A 21,742-nucleotide genomic window follows, 5' to 3' on the forward strand; every position below is an offset into this window, starting at 1 on the left:
AGAAAAAACTCTATTCTTCAACATTATAACAAAAAAGAGAGGCCGGCACGGCCTCTCAACTAATTTTTCTGTTTATTGATTGTTAATTTCATAAAGCTCTTCGATAGGCTTCATGATAACACGGTTTAAGTCCTGGATCAGCTGGCTCATTTTCTGTTCAGCTTCCATTAAACCTTTAATATTTTCATCATTTTCAATTTCCTGCGCCGAGTTTTGAGCTTTTTGAATTTCTTCTTCTAAAAGTTCTTCGCCCTGCATTTGTTTTTGCTGTAATGTCATTTGAATATCTCTGAAATCATCAAACAATTTTTTTGATTCAGCATCTTCGTTAACCTTGCTGTAAAGTTCCTTCATTTGCTGAAATTCTTCTGATTCGCGCAGTGCACTTTCAAGTGCATTCGCCTGATCGTATACATTAACCATTAATATAAAACTCCTTTTAGTTTGATAGTGTTACATTAACACAAATTTACTATTTAGAAAAACAATACTAATATGCCCTGGGCAATCCCGACAATTCCCCCGAGTACGTAGCCGAGCAGCATAATCATTTTGAATTCTTTATTTGCAACATCCATGACGAGAGATTCCAGCTTCGCCAGCTCAAAACTGTCAATCTGTTTTTTAATAACTTCCGCAAGCTGCAGTTTATTCATTATCTTACTCATGTTCTTGCCGAAGTACTCGATAAAGTTATCCTTCAGTTTGTATTTGCCTTTTTCTTTAAAACGGATAAAAAGGTCTTTGTTGAAGTCTGTAATCGGTGTATTTAATATTTTTCTAATATCAATTTTCTGCTGCATTACTTCTATAATACTGTTTAAGATATTATCGAGGTCTGAGCTTGTCACTAGTTCAGATAATCCGCTCTGCTTCAGTTTATTATACTCATCTTCTATGACCCGTGTTTCGATATTGATCATTTTTTCCTGCTGAATCAGTTTCAGCAGTTCAGTCTGAACGCGCTCGGTCATCGATTCTTTTGTCATCACGTATTTTAAACTGCGGGCAAGACGGCCTCTGTTTTCAGTAAACTCATCAACCATTGTATAAATGTCGTGAAATCCTTTGTCAGAAGAAATATACTGTACGAGTTTATCGTTAATATCATAAGCAAGATGAGATACTTTATTATCAATCGCATGGAGCGCATCTTCGGGCATGATATCATTTATCGTTCTGACGTACAATTTCTGTCCTTCTTCAAAGACTTTTGCACGTATTTCTTCATTAAATGAAGTAACGATTTTTTCTGTCAGACCCGGCGACAGACGTTCCAGGAAATAACCCGGAGTCAGCCGTTCGGTTTCTATCGTTTCTATCTGCCTGTCTATAAAATGCATTATTAATTTATCAGTTTCCGTACTTTTTAATTTCTCTTCGAAAACTTCCGGTGTTAACAGATGCCCTGTTATAATTTCACCAAGTTTCGTCGAGGCCTCATCCCGCCGGAGAGGGATTACTCCCGGTGTGAACGGCAGCCGTTTGCCGAACAGGTATTTTGCTTCATACGGCCTGAAAAGCATTTTAATTGCAATCGTATTTGTCAGACCGCCGATCAGCGCACCAATCAGCGCCATCATCATAACCTGAATGATTGGATTCATTATTATTTCACCCCTTATTCAACTTAATAACTATATATTACTTTTTATAGAAATAAAAGAAAAAGCACCCTCGCGGGTGCTGAAATTTATCGATTGCTTTTACGTTCGAAGTAAGTTCTTATTTCTCTTTCAATATATGATGCATGAACCGGCTGGTTATCTGCATTTAACACTCTGTAAATTGAATTCGTTTTGTTGAATTCCAACTTGTAGCCATTATTTGATTCAAGCGTTTCCCAATATATATTTTCTTTTTCATAATTTGGGTATATTGCTGAGCCTCTTGATAAGACCTGCGTAAGTTCCAGTGGATCTCCGCCAAAAATATTCGTCAGTACTTCACTATCTCTAAACAGTGCACAAAGCGAGATACATGTTGTCCAGTTGGGTAATATTCGCTCTTTTTCTATTTGTACCAGCGTTTTTTTGGATAATCCAATGGTGTGGCTCATAGCATCCTGGGTGTATCCAGCCTCCGTTCGAACTATCTTGAACTTCGACTGTAGAATCTCTGTAAATTCCTGCTTATCCATTAAAATCGTCCCTTCACAGCACCGCGATTAAAAGTTAATCAATCATGCTTGTATATCAATTTAACCTGATATACATTGTAAATGATAATGATTACAAATTAAAGAGATTATGAAAAAATTCACTAATTATTCACTATTGAACAAATTTTTTCATTCTACTTTAAATAAATAAAAGGAAGTATGAGAAACAGTGCAACACTGCCTTCATACTTCCTTGTTTTTAATTACTTATTGACGATTTCACCATCAACATATTTACTCTTGCCTTTAATGAACTTGCCTTCCTTAACATTCTGCTGATGATCGATAACAAGCGCAATCGTTGCATCACCAGTAATATTAACTACCGTACGCGTCATATCCAGAAGTCTGTCGATACCGAGAATAATACCAATTGCTGCCGGATCAAGTCCTACTGCAGTTAATACCATCGCGAGCATTACGAGACCGACACCCGGTACTCCTGCTGTTCCGATACTTGCAATTGTCGCAATAATGACGACAGTCGCCATTTGTCCAATTGTTAAATCGATACCTGACAGCTGAGCGATAAATACTGTCGCAACACCCTGCATAATTGCGGTACCGTCCATATTCACAGTTGCACCAAGCGGCTGTACGAAACTTGAGATACTTTTGCGGATACCAAGTTTGTTCTGCGCAGTTTCAAGTGATACAGGCAACACAGCACTTGAAGATGATGTACTGAATGCTACCGACATTGCAGGTGCAAAGTTCTTAATAAACCAGACAAAGCTCTTCTTGCCGAGGAACTGAACTACCGAACCATATACTAAGGCAAAATGTATGAATAATGCCAGCAGCACACAGATAAAGTACATTCCGAGCTGCTGAATAGCGCCGAAGCCAGCCTGTGTAAATGCAGTTGCTACAAGGCCAAATGCACCGAATGCAGCAAAGTATTTCATAATTGCCAGAACAATCCACATTATTACTTCGTTAGCTTGTTCGAATAATGTAATGATTCCGCCTGCTTTCTCTTTGACGGCAATTAACCCGACGCCGATAAAAATTGCAAAAGCAATAATTTGAAGCATGTTCTGATCAGCCAGTGCAACAAATAAATTATCAGGAATAATATTAATCAATGTCTGATCAAATGTTGTTTCCATCGCAAGCTGTGTGTCGCCGCCTTCAAGTTCTGTCGATCGGTATTCCGACACTTCCTCGGTATTCAATAAGTCTGCCTGTCCCTCACCAGGCTCAAGTATCAATGCAACTCCAATAGCCAGTGAAATTGCAATTGCAGTTGTTATCAGGTAGAAAACCATTGTTTTAATACCGATAAGTCCGAGTGTTTTCGGATCCCCGACACTTACAACTCCGAGTACAATCGAAATGAATACGACCGGTACAACTACCATAAAGATAAGATTTAAGAATATTTGCCCGAGCACATTAAATATGTACTGATCAATCCATTGGACCCATGCAGCGTCCGCCATTGTATTAAATATTGACCCTACTGCAATCCCCGCAATTAAAGCGATTACAATATAGAGTGTGAGTTTATTTCCTACTTTCATGTATATCCCCCTTAGCTAATAATTTCTGAATATGTATTCAAGTATACTTTGCTAAATGGAGATTTGTCTATAAAATTAAAGTAAAGATTATGGATGAACCGCTCTAAAACGCATGGTTAAGCGTTTTCACAGGATGAATAATTTTTATTATTTTACACTAAAAATCAATAATGTTGAATTTTATTGCATAAATGACAGCCTGAGTCCGGTCTGACACTTCCAGTTTATTTAAGATATGACTCACATGGGTTTTAACAGTTTTCTCGCTGACAAATAGCGCCTCGCTGATTTCCTTGTTAGACTGGCCTTTAACAATTTCCTTCAGCACTTCAGTCTCTCTTCTCGACAGTATATTCCGTTCATGCGGCAGATTGCCTGTTTTATCGATAACTTTTAAAATGTCAGGATGTACAACCCTGTCACCTTCTATAACGTTTTTTATCGACTGAATCAGTTCTTCCACATCCATCTCCTTAATAATATAACCGTCCGCTCCGGCACGGAAGACAGGACGAATGTATTCCTCGCTCGTATAGCTTGAAAGAACCAGCACCTTAATGTGTTTATACTTTTCTTTCAATAAAGCAGTCAGCTCAATCCCGTCCATTTCAGGCATGACGAGATCGATTAGCACGAGATTAATCTTGTCATGATTATCTTCCAGATATTCAAGCGTCTCCCGGCCGCTGTCAAAATCTTCAACTACATTAATGTCGGATGTTGTTGATAATAAAAATTTCATGCCTTCTCTTACAACCTGATGGTCGTCAGTAAGAATTATATTATACATTTAATTGCCTCCAAGTTTTATACGTGTAATTAACACAGTTCCGAGCCCTTGGCCGGACTGAATTTCAAAGGAACCGCCCATTTTATGTACGCGTTCATGCATGTTTGTCAGCCCATGGCTGACACCTGTTTTTTCTGCCGGAATAAAACCCCTGCCCTTGTCACTGATTACAAGCTTCAGCTCTTCATCAGTAAATTCCAGCAGTACTTCTGCATTTTTTGTCCCCGCGTGTTTCCTGATATTATTAAGTCCCTCTTGAACGATACGGTACAATTCAATTTCTGTCTCGTCCGGTATATTATAAAAACCATTCACTGTAATTTCTATATTCAAATCGAGAATTTTAGCGTAATGATTGACCGCTTCGATTATACCGTTCTCGAGACCGATTGGTTTTAATTGCCAAATCAGCGCCTTCATCTCTTTCATTGCATATTTCGATGTATTTTCTATTCTTTCAAAGGCGAGACTGCTCTGCTCGCTGTCCTTTAAAGCTTTCGCCGCATGAGATGTAATACCGATAGAAAACAGCATCTGGTTAACCGAATCGTGAAGTTCGCGTGCGAGCCGCTGACGTTCTTTGATAATCATATTTTCTTTTTCCCGCGTCGTTAAATCCAGCCGTTTCAGTGTAGAACCGAGCTGAAAGGCCACCGACTCCAGAAGATCCAGCTCATCCTTTTGAAACTCAGTACTGTAAGGTGTCGCCACATTTAATAAACCGAAAGATTCCACACCGGAAATCAGCGGCACTGTAGCGTGATGTGTAATATTATTATTTTCATCAGGCATTTCCCGCGCAGCCTTTTCGAGCCTCGAACAGGCTACGATATTCGTCGCATTCGACAATTCTCCTTTATTAAATTTATTGACGCACCAGCATTTGTCATTGCACAGGTATGTATGACCGTTATACTGCAAAGTAGGCGGTAGCTGATAATGTGCGCTCAGTTCATGCCTGCCGTCTTCATTAATAAAAAATATCCAGCCGGTTTTAAAATTTGAATGGTCGATGAGCATTTTCAATGCCCCGTCAATCATCGACTGGCGGTGGGTTTCCGTATTTAAGAACTCAGCAATATCTTTTAAAAGCTGTAACTTACTTTTCACTGTTATCATCCCTTTTAATAAATTGTAAGAAATTTGTTACACTTAATACAGCTGTTAACACTTATAATATAAAAGTAAGTTACAAAACTAAAACGAAAGGACAAGCGCTGATATGAAAAGTAACAAACTGTACATGCAAATGATTTTTATCGTGTCATTAATTGCTATGCTGGGCTCTTTATACTTCAGTGAAATCAGATTGTATGAACCGTGCGAGATGTGCTGGTACCAGCGTATTTTAATGTACCCGCTTGTACTGCTGTCGTTTATCGGCCTTATTAAAAACGATGCTAACGTAAGAATATACGTCCGTGCAATGAGCGGTATTGGGATACTGGTTTCCACCTATCATTACGCACTGCAGAAAATTCCGGCCCTCGGCGAGAGTGCCAATGCTTGTATGGGTGTATCCTGTACAGTACAATATATAAATTGGGCTGGATTTATTACCATTCCCCTGCTTGCACTGACTGCATTTATCATTATTTTCATTTTATCATTTTTCATTAAAAAAGATTAAAGAATAGGAGCTATTAATTATGGGCAACAAGATTTTTTACGGCATTATTGGTTTAATCGTCGTTGTATTTATTGGAGTTTTCATTTTCATGAACAATCAGACCTCGGATCCGGAAAGTCTAAGTGACTCAGGATACTATCCGTACACTGATAAAGAACCTGATGAGCTGACAGGTCCGACAATCGATCTTTTGGATAACGAAGATTACCAGGCAAATAAGACGCCTGCAGAAGTTGAAGAAATTGTGAATTCAGGTGAAGGAGAGTTCGTTTACTTCTGGAGTCCGACATGTGTTCATTGCCAGGAAGCAACACCTCTTCTTACCGACGCGCTGGATAATGTGGACGGCGAAGTGACACAGCTTAACGTGCTTGAATATGAAGACGCGTGGGCAACGTGGAACATTAACTCTACACCGACACTTATTTACTTTGAAGACGGCCAGGAAGTTGAACGCTTAGAAGGAAATCCGGGATCAGCTGAAGGCTTCGAAGAATTTATGACAGCAGCTGCGGGAGAATAATATGAAATTTACCGTACCTGAGAAATTCAATGGATTTACTCTGGAAGAAGCTCTGATTGCACTTCATATTCCTAAAAAGGAAATGCACTGGCTGCGCATGTCGAAAGATATCGTTATTAACGGTGAAGTTCAGCCGGTAAAAACTGAACTTAAAACAGGAGATACAGTCACACTGCCTGATTTCAGTGAAGCGAGCAGTTATAAGAAGAGCTCTAAGCAGGCAGTTATTCTTTTCGAGGATGAGAACCTGCTTGTCGCATCAAAACCGCCTGGCCAGAAAGTTCATCCGAATGAACCCGGTGAACACAACACACTCGTAAACGACGTGATTAATACAGTTGCGAGCGAATATATTGAACCAGTTCACCGTTTGGATGTGGATACAACAGGACTTGTACTGATGTCAAAAAATGCATATATGAAGAAAATGCTCGACTATATGCTTAGTGAAAATAAAATTAAACGGATTTACATGGGGCACGTGAAGAAAAACAGTAAAATTACTGCACAGAAAATTAACGCGCCGCTTGGTAAAAAGCCGCACACGAATATTTTCCATGTCACGAGAACAGGCAAAGACGCTGTGACGCATATTATTAGCAAGAAAGTAACAGACAAATATGAAGAACTGACAATCGAACTGGAAACGGGCCGAACACACCAAATCCGTGCGCATATGAAACACTTAAACGCCCCGCTTGTCGGGGACAAACTGTACGGCGGCCCGCCGTCACCCTATCTTCACCTGTACGGCTACAAAGTTTCATTTAACCATCCGATTACAGACGAAGAAATCAGTGTAACGCTGGATGTATAATATTTTAAAACTGTCTCATCAAAAAATTGGTGAGACAGCTTTTTTGTGTTAGTGAATATTTGGGTGGTTTTGCGCTTTTACTGCCCATGTTGGAGTGACATGGGGATTTAACGGCTGTTAGTTTACCATGTTGAAACTGCATGGGCATTCAAATCTGCTTGGTTTACCATGTCGAAATTACATGGATAATCAAATCTGCTTGGTTTACCATGTCAAAATTACATGGGCATTCAAATCTGCTTGGTTTACCATGTCGAAATTACATGGATAATCAAATCTGCTTGGTTTACCATGTCAAAATTACATGGGCAGTCAAAACCGCTTAGTTTACCATATCAAAATTACATGGGCAGTCAAAGCCGCTTGGTTTACCATATCGAAATCACATGGGCAGTCAAAGCCGCTTGGTTTACCATGTCAAAATTACATGGGCAGTCAAAGCCGCTTGGTTTACCATGTCAAAATTACATGGGCAGTCAAAGCCGTTTAGTTTACCATGTCAAAATTACATGGGCAGTCAAATACGTTTGCTTTCCCATATCAATGACGAGAGGTTTACAATTGTTTGAACTTTATTGTTCAAAGTCATACAGAAAACCGCTCCATGAACGTTGTCAAATCAACAGCGTACTTACAAACAACTCCATGAACGTTGTCAAATCAACAATTTCCCACCATCAACACTCAAACAAAAAAACAGCATCCAAAATGGGTGCTGTACTAATTCACAATCCGCAAATCAAACAACTTATTTCCTGAACCGGCTTTTAATTCGTTCCAGTATGTTGCTGTGTTCCTGCAGTAATTCAGTTTTCTTCTGCTCACTGTTTTCAACAGCGCGTTTCATGAGTTCATCCTGAACACTCAAAGGCGGCAGATCATTTTTAACATATTCATATGTGCCGTCCGGCAGCTGAACACGTGCTTTCACGTTATCTCTTAAGAATAATTCATTCACTTCGATCAGTTCTTCTACAATTCTCGGATCGTTGATGGGGAATAAAATTTCCACACGTTTGATCATATTTCTCGTCATCATATCTGCTGACGATAAGAACATTTTCTTATCACCGTTATGATAAAAGTAATAAATTCTCGAGTGTTCTAAAAATCTGCCGACAACGCTAATAACGCGTATGTTGTCGCTGACATCTTTAATCCCCGGCTTCATACAGCATATTCCGCGAATCACAAGATCCACTTTTATGCCTTCCTGAGAGGCCTGCAGCAGTTTATCGATTATTCTCTTATCCGTTAAAGAGTTCATCTTCGCAAAAATATAACCGTTGCCGTATTTTTTATGACTTTCAATTTCAAGGTCAATGCGTTCAGCAAACATATCCCTGATTTCAAATGGCGCGACATGCAGTTCCTTGTATTCCGGTTTAAGCGAATAACCGCTTAAATAGTTAAAGAAGTTTACAGCATCATCTCCGATACGCGGATCTGTCGTAATAATTCCCATATCGGTATAAAGTTTGGCTGTGGAATCGTTATAGTTTCCCGTTCCCAGATGAACAAACTTAACAATTTTTTTATTGACCTTCTTCACAACCAATGTAATTTTACTGTGCGTTTTCAGGTAGTTCATGCCGTATATAACATGACAGCCGGCGTCTTCCAGTTCTTTGGCCCAGTGCACATTATTTTCTTCATCAAATCGCGCTTTCAGTTCAACAAGCACTGTAACCTGTTTGCCGTTTTCAGCCGCCAATTTTAATGATTCGATAATCGGCGAATCACTGGATACCCGGTAAAGGGTCTGTTTAATCGCCAAGACGTTTTTATCTGTTGCTGCCTGCTGCACAAATTCAATAATCGGCTGGAAAGATTCGTAGGGATGGTGAAAGAATATATCTTCTTTCAGCGCTGCTTCATACACATTACGGTTTCCCAAAAATTTCGGTTGCTGCGGGAAAAACGGTTTAAATAAAAGCTTTGGAAATCTGTACTTTAATTTATCCGTCATTTCGAACAGAAACGTTAAATCCAAAGGTCCGTCAAAACGATAAACATCTTCAGGATGCAGTGAAAGCTGCTCCTCGAGGAAAGATCCGTTAATGGTAATGTCACGGCTCCGGTCGATTTCAAGACGAACCGCGGCACCTTTAGTACGTTCTTTTAAGAAACGCTCGATTTCGATTAATAAATCGGCAGCGCCTTCTTCATGTATCGTTAAGTCGGCATTTCTTGTAATTCTGAACGGGAATGTTCTGTCAATCTGATAACCGTTAAAAAGTTTATACACATATTCTTCAATAATATCTTCCGCCAGAACAAAATAGGTCTTGCCTTCGTGTGATAATTCATAAAATCTTTTTATCACTGTCGGCAGCTGCACAATCGCAGTCTGTTTGCCCAGTTCATTCGATAAGTCTACGAATAAGTTAATTTTTTTGTTCATCAGCTTAGGAAACGGACGATATGCATCGATTCCAAGCGGTGTTAAAGCCGGTAATATTTCTTCATCAAACAGTTTTTCCAGTTTATCCTGCAATGACTGGTGAAGCTGATGCGGTCTTTTTAGGAACACATTCAGCTTTTCCAGTTCCTCCATCAGTTCGTGATACATTTCGTATTGAATACGGCAGTTTTCACGGTTCAGCTCACCGATTCCGGACAGCTGTTCTTCCGGAGTCATACCAGTCTTAGTATCAGGCTCGGCATAATTCATCTTAACCTGGTCTTTTAAACCAGCTACCCTAACCATAAAAAACTCATCCAGATTAGAGCTCGTTATCGCTATAAATTTCAATCGTTCGAGAAGAGGATTACGCGTGTCGCCTGCTTCTGCTAATACTCTGTAATTAAATCGCAACCAGCTTAGTTCGCGGTTATTGTAATAAGATTTATCGTTTAATTTATAAGCCATTTATAATCCTCCTGCTCTCATAATTATAGCGTGTAAATATTAAGATTCTGTAAATTCTATCCACAAATCTCCGCCGAGAATTTTTTGAATATGCTTTTTCTGACGGACTGCATGATATTCTTCTGCGATCGGGTCTCCATTGTACTGAATGTTCAATATGAAGGCATCTCCGGATTTCGATAATTGTAAATTCTCGACAATTTCCGTATTGGAAATGTTCAGGGCATTCGCAAATTTAACGAGCGAACCGAGTGCCTGAATTTCATCCAGTTCTTCATCATTAAACCAGCCGGTTTCCTTCGCATAAAAGTCAAGCAGTGTTTTATTTTTATAACTGGCTATCAGCGCAAGTCTGACGCGGTCACGATGTCCGATGCCGTTAATATTGCTGTTGGAAATTAAATAGTAGGTATGCTGACTCGATGCATCCCGGTCGATAAAGTCACCTAAATAATATATCCCAGCAGCATGTTTCATAATCATTTTATTTGTACGCGACAGCGATAAAATATTCAGGCGCTCAAGTTCATGGTAAAGACGGTCAACAATTTCTGTTCTTTTATCTGTATCAGTCGGATCCAAATTAAAGTCATTGGCCAGCTGTTCTATCGAATCTTCAAATACTCTGTACTTATTAAAAGCAACAGGATATTCCTTACTGAAAATGCGCATAGCCATACCTTCGCGCAGCCCCTTGCGGCTGAACTTGAATTCCTTGGCATCTACAATATTAAGCAGTGTTCTGAAAACAATGATACTCGGCAGAATAATATCAGCGCGGTCTTTACTCAGGCCGTCGATATCATCCAGGTTTTCAGTGTCCGTATTTTTCAACAGCTTATATACATCCTGTAAATCATTGCGCACCATAGTATAGCCGTGAACACCAGCTATCGGATAACTGATCATCGACTGATGAATACGCGCTATGTTACGCGCACTTCCGCCGATTGCCAAAATCGGCACACGGCGGTCACGCAGCCAGTTCACTTTTTTCAGCTCAGTTTCCACAAATTGCTTAGTCTGTTTAATCGCCGCTTTGTCATTATGTTTTTTACCTTCAAAAAACATTTTACTGAGCGTAACAACCCCAAACGATAAACTCGTACGATAGATGATTTCTTTATCCTCGTAAAAAGTAAGCTCTGTACTTCCCCCACCGATATCGATTGTCACGGCATCGTAATAACTGATTGTGTGGACAGCCGCTTCAAATCCAAGCGTTGCTTCCTCTTCGCCGCTGATAATGACCGCATCCAAATCAAGTTCTGATTTAATGCGCCCGATAATATCCTCGCGGTTTTTAGATTGTCTGATGGCTGCTGTGGCCACCGGGAAAATCTTAGTTATATGATATTTTTCCGAAATTTGTTTAAAACTGTTCAGGATTTTTAATAAAGCTGCAATCCCTTCTTCTGCCATGTAGCCATCTTCATCAATATACTGAGCTAAACGTGCAGGTGTTTTAATGTTTCTAATTTCTTTTAAGCCGTGTGTCTTAGTGTATTCAAAAAGTACAAGTCGAATCGTGTTGGATCCGATATCTATTAAGCTTATTTTGTTCATCGAAAAACTCCTACTCTTTAGAGTGAATCATGTCTTCCGGTTTAATCCATTTATCATACTGTTCTTCTGTCAGCAATCCTGAATCAAGCGCAGACTCTTTTAAAGTGATTCCTTTGGCATGTGCGTTTTTAGCAATTTTAGCAGCATTTTCATAACCGATATGAGGGTTTAATGCTGTTACAAGCATTAGAGAGTTATTTAAATACTTATCAATGTTTTCCTGAATCGGTTCAATTCCAGCAGCACAGTTATCATTAAAGCTGCTCATTCCGTCAGCCAGCAGGTAAATAGACTGCAGCGTATTATATAAAATAACCGGCTTGAACACGTTGAGTTCGAAGTTACCCTGTGAAGCTCCAAACCCTACAGCAGTATCGTTCCCAAATACTTGAGCTACAACCATAGTCAGCATTTCAGACTGAGTCGGATTTACTTTCCCCGGCATAATTGATGAGCCCGGTTCATTTGCCGGAATTTCAATTTCTGCAAGTCCCGCACGCGGGCCTGAAGCCAGCCATCTCACGTCGTTTGCGATCTTCATCAGATCTGCAGCGAGTGCTTTTAATGAACCGTGCACATATACTACCTCATCGTAAGACGTCAATGCATGGAATTTATTAGGTGATGAGATAAACGGCAGTCCCGTTTGTTCTGCAAGCTGGTCGGCAACTCTGTTCCCGAATTCAGGGTGAGCATTAATCCCTGTACCAACAGCAGTTCCCCCAATTGCAAGGTTGCTGAGCTGTTTTTTAGACTGGTTAATTATTTCTTTTGATTTTTCCAACATATATGACCAGCCGCTGATTTCCTGCCCTAAGGTAAGCGGTGTTGCATCCTGAAGATGCGTACGGCCAATCTTAATAATATCCTTAAATTGTTTCTGTTTTTCTTCAAAAGTACCATGCAGTTTTTCAAGTGCAGGCAGAAGCTGATGTTCAACTGCCTGGCTCAGTGCCACATACATCGCAGTAGGATATGTATCATTAGAGCTTTGTGATTTGTTGACATCGTCGTTCGGATGAACAATTTCATCACTGCCCTGGTCTTTAAGATACTCGTTCGCAACATAGCTGACTACTTCGTTAACGTTCATATTACTTTGAGTTCCGCTCCCCGTCTGCCAGACAACAAGCGGGAAATGATCATCCAGTTCGCGTTTAATTATTTTTTCACATGCAAATACAATCGCATCTTTTTTCACAGGAGAAAGCTTCCCTAAATCACTGTTTACAATCGCAGTCGCTTTCTTTAAGTGAGCAAATGCTACGATAACTTCAATCGGCATTTTTTCTTTACCTACAGGAAAGTTCTGACGGCTTCTTTCTGTTTGCGCTGCCCAGTACTTATCCGCAGGCACCTTAATTTCACCAATCGTATCGTGTTCAATTCTAAATGACATACAAAAATCCCCCCGAAATATAGTATTCATTACTAGTCTATACTATATTGCGAAAGGATTCATTAAGAAAAAACTATGCAAACTTATAAGAGTAATATTCTACTATGTCATGGTCTAATCTGCCTGCCGCATCTTTGTCGATTACGACAGTCACCATGCGATGGTTTTTAATATTGCTGAGCGTGCTGCTCCCTTCGAGATTGGCATCGTAAAGACTTCTGACAACCTCCTCCTTATCTCCTTTTGTTGCATAGATAAAGAGCTCTTTTGCTTTAAATAATTCATCATTGTCATTGTTAAAGCCGACTTTTTTATTTGAATTTAAATTGAGAAGTGCGACATTCACTTTCTTCTTGCCTTTGTCATCAAGATCATCGGCTGTTCCGCCTTCATTTAGTTGTGATGAAGGAATATCAAGGTTTTTAAAAATACCCAGACCGCCTCTGCCTACTGAATACAGCTGAATTTCAGATAAGTCTGCAGGATGGTTTTTCACTTCACCGACAAATTTTTCATACACTTGTGATAAATCTTCATTAACATCCAGCGCTAAAATGCTTTCCGGATTGTTGTGAATCTGCTTACGCAACAAATCCGCAGCAAAAATGTCCGCAAGTTCTTTCGTTTCAAATATTTTAAAATTCATTGCCATAATTTTTATCCTCCAATAATCGTCACCTTGTAATTTAATCTTATATTATATTTATCTTACCCCAAACAGCAATTAAAATAACGTAATCATAAAAAGAAACAGAAAATAATAAAGAGAAAATACCTTTTTTACAACAAAACCTTTTTAATCTTTGCAGAATGGTTTATAATAAATGTAATTAATATAAGTACTGGGGGCAAATCAATAATGAAAGCATTTCTTATTTTAATGGTTTGTATAGCCTTTCTGACTTCAATCCTTACAGCAGGACGCGAAACTGACTGGGGATATAAAGATGACGGGGAGACAAAAATTAGAGAATAGTCTTATTCAATAAATTTTTTAAACTGGACAGCTTCGTGCCGTCCAGTTTTTTTGTTTTTTTATTTGCAGGTACGGTGTCGTTTCGCCGTCGTACTTGAAGTCAATCCCGAGTACGACACCAATTTACCGTCGTACTTGTCCATCCACTTCCCCTTCAGCTTTCATCAAAATCCTTTTAATTGAGAATAATTATCAGTTAATATATAATACAGATACATGATATACATAAATAACAGCCTTAAGGAGAATATATTTATGCAAATTTACTGGAGTAAACTGATAGATGTTGTTAATGAATCACCCGAAGTGAAAACTTTTGTTTTCGAATGTCCTGAAGATTATACCTGGGAAGAAGGGTCGCGCATACACCTTGCTTTTGAAGGTTTTAACACTGGAGAAAAGCCGGATAGAAGCTTAATCAGACATATGTCGATTTCTACCTTGAAAGACGAAAACACGATTGGGATTACTACCCGCATCAGAAAAGATGCATCGAAGTTTAAACAGATTTTAAATGAAATGCCCATTGGAGATAAAGCAGCAATATTTAAAACACATACAAATGTACCTTTAAAGCGTGAAGGTAAAAATATTTATATGCTTTCTTCAGGCGTCGGCCTTGCGACTTTTAGACCGCTGGTTCTGGATTATCTGAATGATAATGACAATGTCGCTAAAATCCACTCGTTAAATATTGATTCATCTAAAAATTACTTATTTCCTGATATATTCCAATCTTCAGCAGATAAAAATCTGACTGCGCACTTCGTCAGTACACGCGATGAGTACTATGAAGAGGCAGAAAAACTGACAGAAGATAAGGACGCCCTATTTTATGTGGTCGGCAGCGATGAGTTCCTGAAACAGAATGTCGATCTGCTGCTAAAACAAGGCATTCCAAATCATCAGATTATGCTCGATAAACACGAAAGCCAAAAAGAACAGTTCTTCGCTAATTAATTTCACTTTATTATATAAATATGAAAATCCGGGATATCTTCAAAGATACCCCAGATTTTTCATTATAATTTACTGCTTGTTTTTCACATTTTGAAAATTGAATTCTTCATAAGGACTAATTTCTACACCGTCTAAAGCTGAACTGTAAACATTATATTTTTGTGGGTGCAGGATAAAGATCAGCGGTGCTTCTTCAACTAAGATAGTCTGGATTTCGCTGTATATTTCTTCTCTTACTGCATCATCTGACTCTCTGCTGCCTTCTTCAAGCAGTCTGTCTACCTCATCATTTTCGAAGAAAGCACGATTTCCCGGACTGCCAATTCTTGATGAATGAACCAGCGGTGTCATCGCATTGTCTGGATCTCCCGTTGAGTTCCCCCAGCTCATAATATATAAGTCATGTTCTCCGTCTCCTGTTGCTTCAAGGAACGTGCCCCACTCCAGCTGTTCTATTTCCAGTGTAATATTTAATTCTTCAAGAGACTGCTGCAGCCAGATCGCGGTATCCACACGTTGTGCATTATCGCTGTTCACCATCATCGTCAATGTAAATCCATCTTCATAACCTGCTTCTTCAAGCAGCCTTTTTGCTTCTTCCATATCATATTCCAAAGGTTCAACTGACTCAGCAAAGCCGAAAACATCAGGCGCGAGCGGAGACACCGCTTCAGTACCGGCTCCGTTATATATACCGTCTATTACAGCCTGCTTATTAAAGGCATGTGTCAGTGCCTGGCGCACGCGTTTATCCTGTAAATACTCATTTCTTGTGTTTAAACCTATGTACTCAAGAGCCACGGACTGAGTTTCATTTAAAACCAGGTCATCATTAGACGTTATTCTATCTTTGTCACTTGGCGGTACATCTGCTACAACATCCGACTGCCCTGTCTCAGCTTCCGCAATCCTTGAGGATGCTTCGCTTACTACTTTTAATGTTAAATCAGCAACATTGACGTCGCCATTCCAGTAATTATCATTTCCTGTCAGAACTGTTTGTTCACCAGGTGTTCTGCTGTCATATTTCAAATATCCCGTTCCCGCAGGATTTTGTTCCACTACCGTACTTGTATGTTCAGTTATTTGTTCTGCAATTTCTTTATGGCCGCTGCCGCCCGCTTCACGTATTTCGTAATATTCATCCAGTGTGATATCAAGTCCAGCTTCATCAAGCGCATGCTGATAATCTTCATCGATTAGTTCTTTGGATAGCATATCACCCGCGCCATGTGTCAGATGACCGAGTAAAGGTGAAAATGGGTATTCCGTAATAATCTCTACTGTATATTCATCGACTGCATTCACTTCTTCAATCATCTCAAGAACGAATGCTCTTGTTGAGCCGCGGCTCGGATCAAGCAGGCGGTCGAAATTTGCCTTCACTGCCTCGGCATTAAATTCACTGCCGTCATGAAATTCGACATCTTCCCGTAAAGTGAACTGCCATGTTACATCATCTATTTGTTCCCACTCTGATGCCAGTTCCGGCACGATATCCAGATTCTCGTCCTGGCTGACTAGCCCTTCATAAATATGAGACCTTACCTTTTCAGAAGGTGAATCGTTACTTCCATGCGGATCCAGTGATACTGCATCTGCAGGTAATGACTGGGTAAGTGAAAGTTTCTCTGCAGTTTCACCAATATCATTTGATATTTCCGATGAAACTTCGCTGTCATCCGAACAGCCTGCCACTGCAAAAATAAACAGTACCGTGAATAAGTATGTTTTAAATGTTTTCATATTATACCTCTTTGCTATGTATTTAAATCATACTATATCACTAGGCTTTTTGTTCGTCTACATAATTTCTGAATAATTTAATAATTGATATTAAAAAAGTACACATATGACCACTCATATGTGTACTCAAATATTTTTATTGACCTAAGAATCCTTTTTCTTTTAAGACTGTATCTACATCGAGACGCTGTTTTTTACTGAGCATCTCTGTCACCTGTTCGCTCCACTTATCATCGCGTTTGCCGTTTGTTCTGCTGCTGTAATAATCGCTGATGCGCTGGTCGTAGGCATCGATATCATTTTGAACTTCGTCGATTTTCTGGTACGTATTTTCATGATACACCGCTTCAAATGGCAAACGTTCTTTTTTCGAACCGTCTTCTCCCTGTTCAGGGTAACCAGCCACCATGCCGAAGAGTACAAAGGCACCTTCCGGCAGACCTAAAATTTCTCCCGCTTTCTTAATATCATTACGCAGTGAACCGATATAGCAAATACCAAGTCCCATACTTTCTGCTGCCGTCGCTAGATTTTGTGCAGCCAGGCTGGCATCTACGACACCGACAATCAGATTTTCTGTTTTATCGTATGAAATTTCTTTACCTGCCTGTTTTGCAAGTTCTTTATGACGATAAAAATCCACCACGAAAACAAACAGGTGACCGTTATGTTCTACATAGCTCTGCGTACTGATTTCACGCAGGGCTTTTTTCTTCTCAGGGTCAGTGACCCCCATAATAGAATACGCCTGTACGTAGCTTGATGTACTTGCACTCTGGGCAGCGCCGACCAGTGTTCTGATTGTCTCTTCAGATAATTTTTCATCTGTAAACTTTCTTAAAGAACGGTGATTATTCAATAATTTAATAACGTCATTCATTTAAAAAATCCTCCTATTTCAGTCCAGGATACTCCTGCTGTCTTAATGCTTCATATACCAGTATACCGACGGTATTCGATAAATTCAGAGAACGTACCTTATCGGTCATCGGGATTCTCATCAGTGATTCCTGATACTTTTCCTTCAGCCAGTCAGGCAGTCCTTTTGTCTCACGGCCGAAAACAAAATAATGCCTCTCGTCTGTACTGCTGTAATCCATATCGGTAAAATTCTTTTTACCGAATTTTGAAATCATATAATACTTTCCTTTGTTCTGTTCAAAAAATTCTTCAATCGTTTCATACTCATAAAGTTCAAGGTCTTTCCAGTAATCGAGACCCGCACGTTTCACGTATTTGTCTTCCAGACTGAAACCGTACGGTTTAATCAGGTGGAGCGGCGTGCCTGTTGCAACGCATGTCCTTGCAATATTCCCTGTATTTTGAGGTATTTCCGGCTGGTATAGCACAACGTGGTTCATTTTTTTCCTTCTTCCTAACTCGCTTCTTGTATGCCCATAAGCATTTCTTTTTTTACATCGTCATCGGTTTCGATGCCGTATCTTTCATAAATATAATCAAGAGCTTCATCTCCTGAGATCTGGCCGATTGCCCAGTAGGCAGTGCCTTTAATTACCGGACGCACATCCGTTTCAGCAACTTGTTTCAGTATATCAATTGCCGCAGTTTCTTTAAAGTGCGCAAGTGCAATGATTGCATTCCGCTGAATCGGCTTCTTGCCGCGCCAGACACCTGCAAGGTGGCCATACGTTTCATTAAATTCACGATTTGACATTTGCAGCAGGCTGGTAAGTTCAGGTTTTAAAATCTCCGGTTCAAGAACAATATCTTCATGGTGTTCTGTATTGATGCCCCTGTTACGCGGGCAGACCTGCTGGCACGTATCGCAGCCGTAAAGCCGGTTCCCTATTTTAGAACGGTACTCCACCGGCATGAAACCTTTCGTCTGAGTAAGAAATGAAATGCATTTTTTAGAATCCACCTGCCCGTTTCCGACGAGTGCCCCTGTCGGACAGCGGTCTACACAGATATTACAATCTCCGCAGGAATCCAGCAGCTCTTCATCCGCAGGAAATGGATAACTTACAATCATTTCTCCGAGGTAGGAATATGTTCCGAGTTTCGGGTTGATGATAAAACCATTCTTTCCTGAAAATCCAAGACCGCTCCGGCGTGCCACTTCCCTGTCGCTCAGCACACCTGTATCCACCATTGATTTACAATCAATAGACGGATCAAGTTCTCTAATAAAGGCTTCCAGTTTCTCCAGTCTCGTTCGAAGCAAGGTATGGTAATCCATTCCCCACGAAGCTCTCGCAAAGATACCGCGGCGTTCACCCTGTTTCGATTTCGGGGCATTGCGCAGTTTATTTGGATAACCGACCGCAATAGACACTATACTTTCCGCATTGGCGAGACTCGCTTTCGGATTGGTCCGCTCCTCAATCGTACCCGTCTCAAATCCCGACTCATAACCATTCTTATAATAATCAATAAGCTTAGCTTTAAACTCTGTGAACGGTTCTGCCGTGGTAAATCCGATATCATCGATACCAATCGTATGTGCATATTCAATTACACGTTTTTTAAACTCATGACGGTCCATAATTCCCCATCCTTTATTTGCAATATTTTCTAATCTGTTTTATATTATTAGTAACAAATACACGTGCGAGGTGAACTGCAGGACAATGAAGTAGATTATCCTTTTTCTTATGACATATTTAAGTTTATTTATTATGCGAAAATTATGTCGAAATAGGGTAATCTCTGCAGCTCATTTATAATATATAACCTCATATAATTACACTCTTCTCTGTTTATAATAAGAGGAGATATAATTATATATTGTATTATACTGTGTGGAGCCTTATTTCGACAACGAAATGAGGCTCTTTTTTATGATGAATCTTAATAAAATTACTTTAGAGATTAACGGTGAAACAATACTTGCGATTGATAACATCACTGTACAGGAACACAAAACAATCGGTCTGATTGGCCGTAACGGCAGTGGAAAAACGACTCTGCTGAATTATATTGCCAATAATGCAGAGCAGCTTACGAATGAGAATATAATTTATATTCGCCAGCTTAAAAACGCCGATTTTAAAAAAAGCGGCGGAGAAACGACTAAAGTTTATCTGCAGGAAGGCCTGAAAAATTCAGCAGGCGTCATTTTACTGGATGAACCGACAACGCATTTGGACGAAACAAATGCTGCATGGCTGTTTGATGAATTGAAGCAAAAGAAAGCCCTTAAAATAGTCGCGTCCCACGACCGGGATTTTCTGGATAAAATTGCAGACGAGATATGGTCGATAGAAGATACCAAAATCGCTGTGTATCCGGGAAACTACTCGCATTACAAAGAAATTGAAGCACATAATAAACAGCGTGCAAAACTCGAATATGATAAATACATTCGGGAAAAACAGCATCTGGAAAAAGCAGTTGAGAACAAATCCAGACAGGCTGCTTTGTCGAATAGAGTGTATGACAAAGAAACAAACCGTTACGTTACTAAAGAAACACCCTACTTTAATAAAATGCAAAAGAAACTGGATAAAGTACGAACGAGTATGGAATCACGACTGAATCAGCTGGAAGAAAAAGAAAAACCCGAAGAAGAAAAACAGGTGATTTTCTATACTCAGGACATTGAAAAACTCGGCGGTAAAACTGTAATCCGGCTCGAGCGTGAAACTGTAAAAAGACAGGAGAAAGAGCTTCTAAAAGATGTTTCACTTTATTTAAAAGCAACCGATAAAGTAAGTATTACCGGTAAAAACGGTTCAGGTAAAACGACTCTGCTTAATTATATCTACGAGAAGTATCAGTTCTCGAATCTGGATATCGGCTACTTTTATCAGCAGCTTGAGTCTCTGGATTTAAATTCGAGTATTCTCAAAAACATCCAGAACAGCAGCAATTACGATGAAACCACTGTCAGAACCGCACTCGCCCGCTTGAACATTAAAGGAGATGAAGTTCATAAAACAGTTTCCGTGATCAGCGGCGGAGAGCGGGTAAAGGTTCAGCTCGTTAAATTGCTGATGTCGAACAGTCAGGTTCTGATACTCGATGAACCAACGAACTTTCTGGATGTCCATTCGATTGAAGCGCTCGAGGATATGCTGAAAAGTTATCCGGGGTTAATCATTTTAGTCTCTCACGATAAACGTTTCCGGAACAGCATTGCAGAAACTTCCTACAATATAGAGGACTGCAAACTGGTGAATCCTGATACTCCCCCGCCGAGAAATTCTTCCAAAGACGAACTGCTTGTGCTGGAAACTCAGATTACCCGTGTACTCAGTGAACTGTCGGAAGGTTCCACTCCGGAACTTGAAGCTGAGTTTGAGCGTTTGCTTCAAAAGAAAAACGACCTGAAAAGTCATTAGATTGACAACGGTGAACCCTGTTGTTTTTCAGCTAAAAGTAAAGTCCATACAAAAAAGGCATCCCAGAAGGGGTGCCTTTAATCGTTATTATATCTCATAGCCCGTCTGATACGTTCAGGTATCATAACAATTTCAGCCTTCATATCTTCAGGTCTGAAAGTTTTATCAATACAGCGTTCCCAGTATTCTAAATGTTTTTCATCAAGGTCCGCTTTGGAAATGTTATCTTCAGATTGATTGTCATCCTGAACACTGTACCAGTATAAGTATTCCACATCATTAAAAGCTTCACGGAAGATAGTTTCAACGAACATTTTCTCGCCTTCGAGATTCATGAGAACGTCATCCATATGATTATGCATATATTCAATCCACTCATCTACCAGTTCATTTTTACCTTCTTTAACTCTGTATTTCGTCAATTCTACTCTCATGATTGCTCCTCTCTTAAAACGGCTATCTATTTAGTATT

At 39.8% G+C, this 21,742-nt stretch carries 20 protein-coding genes; 5 read left to right on the forward strand and 15 right to left on the reverse strand.

What is annotated here, in order from left to right; genetic code table 11:
• Nucleotides 1-72: 72 nt before the first annotated feature.
• The 6 genes from MHH58_RS08745 to MHH58_RS08770 all read right to left on the reverse strand — a co-directional run bounded on the left by MHH58_RS08745 (nt 73) and on the right by MHH58_RS08770 (nt 5,596).
• The gene (locus tag MHH58_RS08745) at nt 73-423 is read right to left on the reverse strand and encodes a YlbF family regulator (protein WP_115883947.1); all 351 of its coding nucleotides are present in this window, start codon (nt 421-423) and stop codon (nt 73-75) included.
• A gap of 53 nt (nt 424-476) precedes the next feature.
• Complete coding sequence (locus MHH58_RS08750) at nt 477-1,607, reverse strand: DUF445 domain-containing protein (RefSeq protein ID WP_341345679.1); 1,131 nt, start codon at nt 1,605-1,607, stop codon at nt 477-479.
• An 86-nt stretch (nt 1,608-1,693) separates the two neighbouring features.
• Nucleotides 1,694-2,140: an XRE family transcriptional regulator XdrA gene (xdrA, locus tag MHH58_RS08755; RefSeq protein ID WP_341345680.1), complete on the reverse strand. Its 447-nt coding sequence runs from the start codon at nt 2,138-2,140 to the stop codon at nt 1,694-1,696.
• Nucleotides 2,141-2,364: 224 nt separating this feature from the next.
• On the reverse strand, nt 2,365-3,687 hold the full coding sequence (locus MHH58_RS08760; protein WP_135099012.1) for a dicarboxylate/amino acid:cation symporter: 1,323 nt from the start codon (nt 3,685-3,687) through the stop codon (nt 2,365-2,367).
• A gap of 157 nt (nt 3,688-3,844) precedes the next feature.
• Nucleotides 3,845-4,477, reverse strand: a complete 633-nt coding sequence (locus MHH58_RS08765; RefSeq protein ID WP_115883943.1) for a response regulator transcription factor — start codon at nt 4,475-4,477, stop codon at nt 3,845-3,847.
• Nucleotides 4,478-5,596, reverse strand: coding sequence for a GAF domain-containing sensor histidine kinase (locus tag MHH58_RS08770; protein ID WP_341345681.1), 1,119 nt, complete (start codon nt 5,594-5,596; stop codon nt 4,478-4,480). It lies immediately after the preceding gene.
• Nucleotides 5,597-5,699: 103 nt separating this feature from the next.
• Here MHH58_RS08770 and MHH58_RS08775 point away from each other — a divergent pair, with 103 nt between their 5' ends.
• The 3 genes from MHH58_RS08775 to MHH58_RS08785 are packed head-to-tail and all read left to right on the forward strand — an operon-like array spanning nt 5,700 to nt 7,447.
• Entirely contained in the window at nt 5,700-6,107 is a 408-nt protein-coding gene (locus MHH58_RS08775) for a disulfide oxidoreductase (RefSeq protein ID WP_135099016.1), read from the forward strand.
• 19 nt (nt 6,108-6,126) lie between these two features.
• Complete coding sequence (locus MHH58_RS08780; RefSeq protein WP_341345682.1) at nt 6,127-6,630, forward strand: thioredoxin family protein; 504 nt, start codon at nt 6,127-6,129, stop codon at nt 6,628-6,630.
• 1 nt (nt 6,631) lies between these two features.
• A complete protein-coding gene (locus tag MHH58_RS08785; RefSeq protein ID WP_341345683.1) occupies nt 6,632-7,447 on the forward strand; it encodes an RluA family pseudouridine synthase in 816 nt (271 codons plus the stop codon).
• A gap of 748 nt (nt 7,448-8,195) precedes the next feature.
• Here MHH58_RS08785 and MHH58_RS08790 read toward each other — a convergent pair.
• From MHH58_RS08790 to MHH58_RS08805, 4 genes are all read right to left on the reverse strand, one after another.
• On the reverse strand, nt 8,196-10,319 hold the full coding sequence (locus MHH58_RS08790; RefSeq protein ID WP_341345684.1) for an RNA degradosome polyphosphate kinase: 2,124 nt from the start codon (nt 10,317-10,319) through the stop codon (nt 8,196-8,198).
• A gap of 39 nt (nt 10,320-10,358) precedes the next feature.
• Nucleotides 10,359-11,885, reverse strand: coding sequence for a Ppx/GppA family phosphatase (locus MHH58_RS08795; RefSeq protein WP_341345685.1), 1,527 nt, complete (start codon nt 11,883-11,885; stop codon nt 10,359-10,361).
• A gap of 10 nt (nt 11,886-11,895) precedes the next feature.
• On the reverse strand, nt 11,896-13,284 hold the full coding sequence (gene fumC, locus MHH58_RS08800; protein ID WP_341345686.1) for a class II fumarate hydratase: 1,389 nt from the start codon (nt 13,282-13,284) through the stop codon (nt 11,896-11,898).
• Between the two features lie 73 nt (nt 13,285-13,357).
• Complete coding sequence (locus tag MHH58_RS08805; protein WP_341345687.1) at nt 13,358-13,936, reverse strand: hypothetical protein; 579 nt, start codon at nt 13,934-13,936, stop codon at nt 13,358-13,360.
• Between the two features lie 579 nt (nt 13,937-14,515).
• Here MHH58_RS08805 and MHH58_RS08810 point away from each other — a divergent pair.
• Nucleotides 14,516-15,220, forward strand: a complete 705-nt coding sequence (locus tag MHH58_RS08810; RefSeq protein WP_341345688.1) for a dihydropteridine reductase — start codon at nt 14,516-14,518, stop codon at nt 15,218-15,220.
• A gap of 69 nt (nt 15,221-15,289) precedes the next feature.
• On the opposite strand, the gene MHH58_RS08815 is transcribed toward MHH58_RS08810, so the two are convergent.
• The 4 genes from MHH58_RS08815 to queG all read right to left on the reverse strand — a co-directional run bounded on the left by MHH58_RS08815 (nt 15,290) and on the right by queG (nt 19,472).
• Nucleotides 15,290-16,966: a glutathione ABC transporter substrate-binding protein gene (locus tag MHH58_RS08815; RefSeq protein WP_341345689.1), complete on the reverse strand. Its 1,677-nt coding sequence runs from the start codon at nt 16,964-16,966 to the stop codon at nt 15,290-15,292.
• Nucleotides 16,967-17,102: 136 nt separating this feature from the next.
• Nucleotides 17,103-17,846, reverse strand: coding sequence for an oxygen-insensitive NADPH nitroreductase (nfsA, locus tag MHH58_RS08820; protein WP_135099033.1), 744 nt, complete (start codon nt 17,844-17,846; stop codon nt 17,103-17,105).
• Between the two features lie 13 nt (nt 17,847-17,859).
• Entirely contained in the window at nt 17,860-18,327 is a 468-nt protein-coding gene (trmL, locus tag MHH58_RS08825; RefSeq protein ID WP_341345690.1) for a tRNA (uridine(34)/cytosine(34)/5-carboxymethylaminomethyluridine(34)-2'-O)-methyltransferase TrmL, read from the reverse strand.
• 14 nt (nt 18,328-18,341) lie between these two features.
• The gene (gene queG, locus MHH58_RS08830) at nt 18,342-19,472 is read right to left on the reverse strand and encodes a tRNA epoxyqueuosine(34) reductase QueG (protein ID WP_341345691.1); all 1,131 of its coding nucleotides are present in this window, start codon (nt 19,470-19,472) and stop codon (nt 18,342-18,344) included.
• 295 nt (nt 19,473-19,767) lie between these two features.
• On the opposite strand from queG, the gene abc-f reads away from it, so the two are divergent.
• Nucleotides 19,768-21,270 carry a ribosomal protection-like ABC-F family protein gene (abc-f, locus tag MHH58_RS08835; protein ID WP_341345692.1) on the forward strand — a complete coding sequence of 501 codons (1,503 nt, stop codon included), beginning with the start codon at nt 19,768-19,770 and terminating at the stop codon, nt 21,268-21,270.
• Between the two features lie 77 nt (nt 21,271-21,347).
• On the opposite strand, the gene MHH58_RS08840 is transcribed toward abc-f, so the two are convergent.
• The gene (locus MHH58_RS08840) at nt 21,348-21,704 is read right to left on the reverse strand and encodes a DUF6176 family protein (protein WP_135099039.1); all 357 of its coding nucleotides are present in this window, start codon (nt 21,702-21,704) and stop codon (nt 21,348-21,350) included.
• Nucleotides 21,705-21,742: the final 38 nt, after the last annotated feature.

The organism is Jeotgalicoccus sp. FSL K6-3177 (assembly GCF_038050175.1).
GTDB classification, from domain to species: domain Bacteria; phylum Bacillota; class Bacilli; order Staphylococcales; family Salinicoccaceae; genus Jeotgalicoccus; species Jeotgalicoccus nanhaiensis.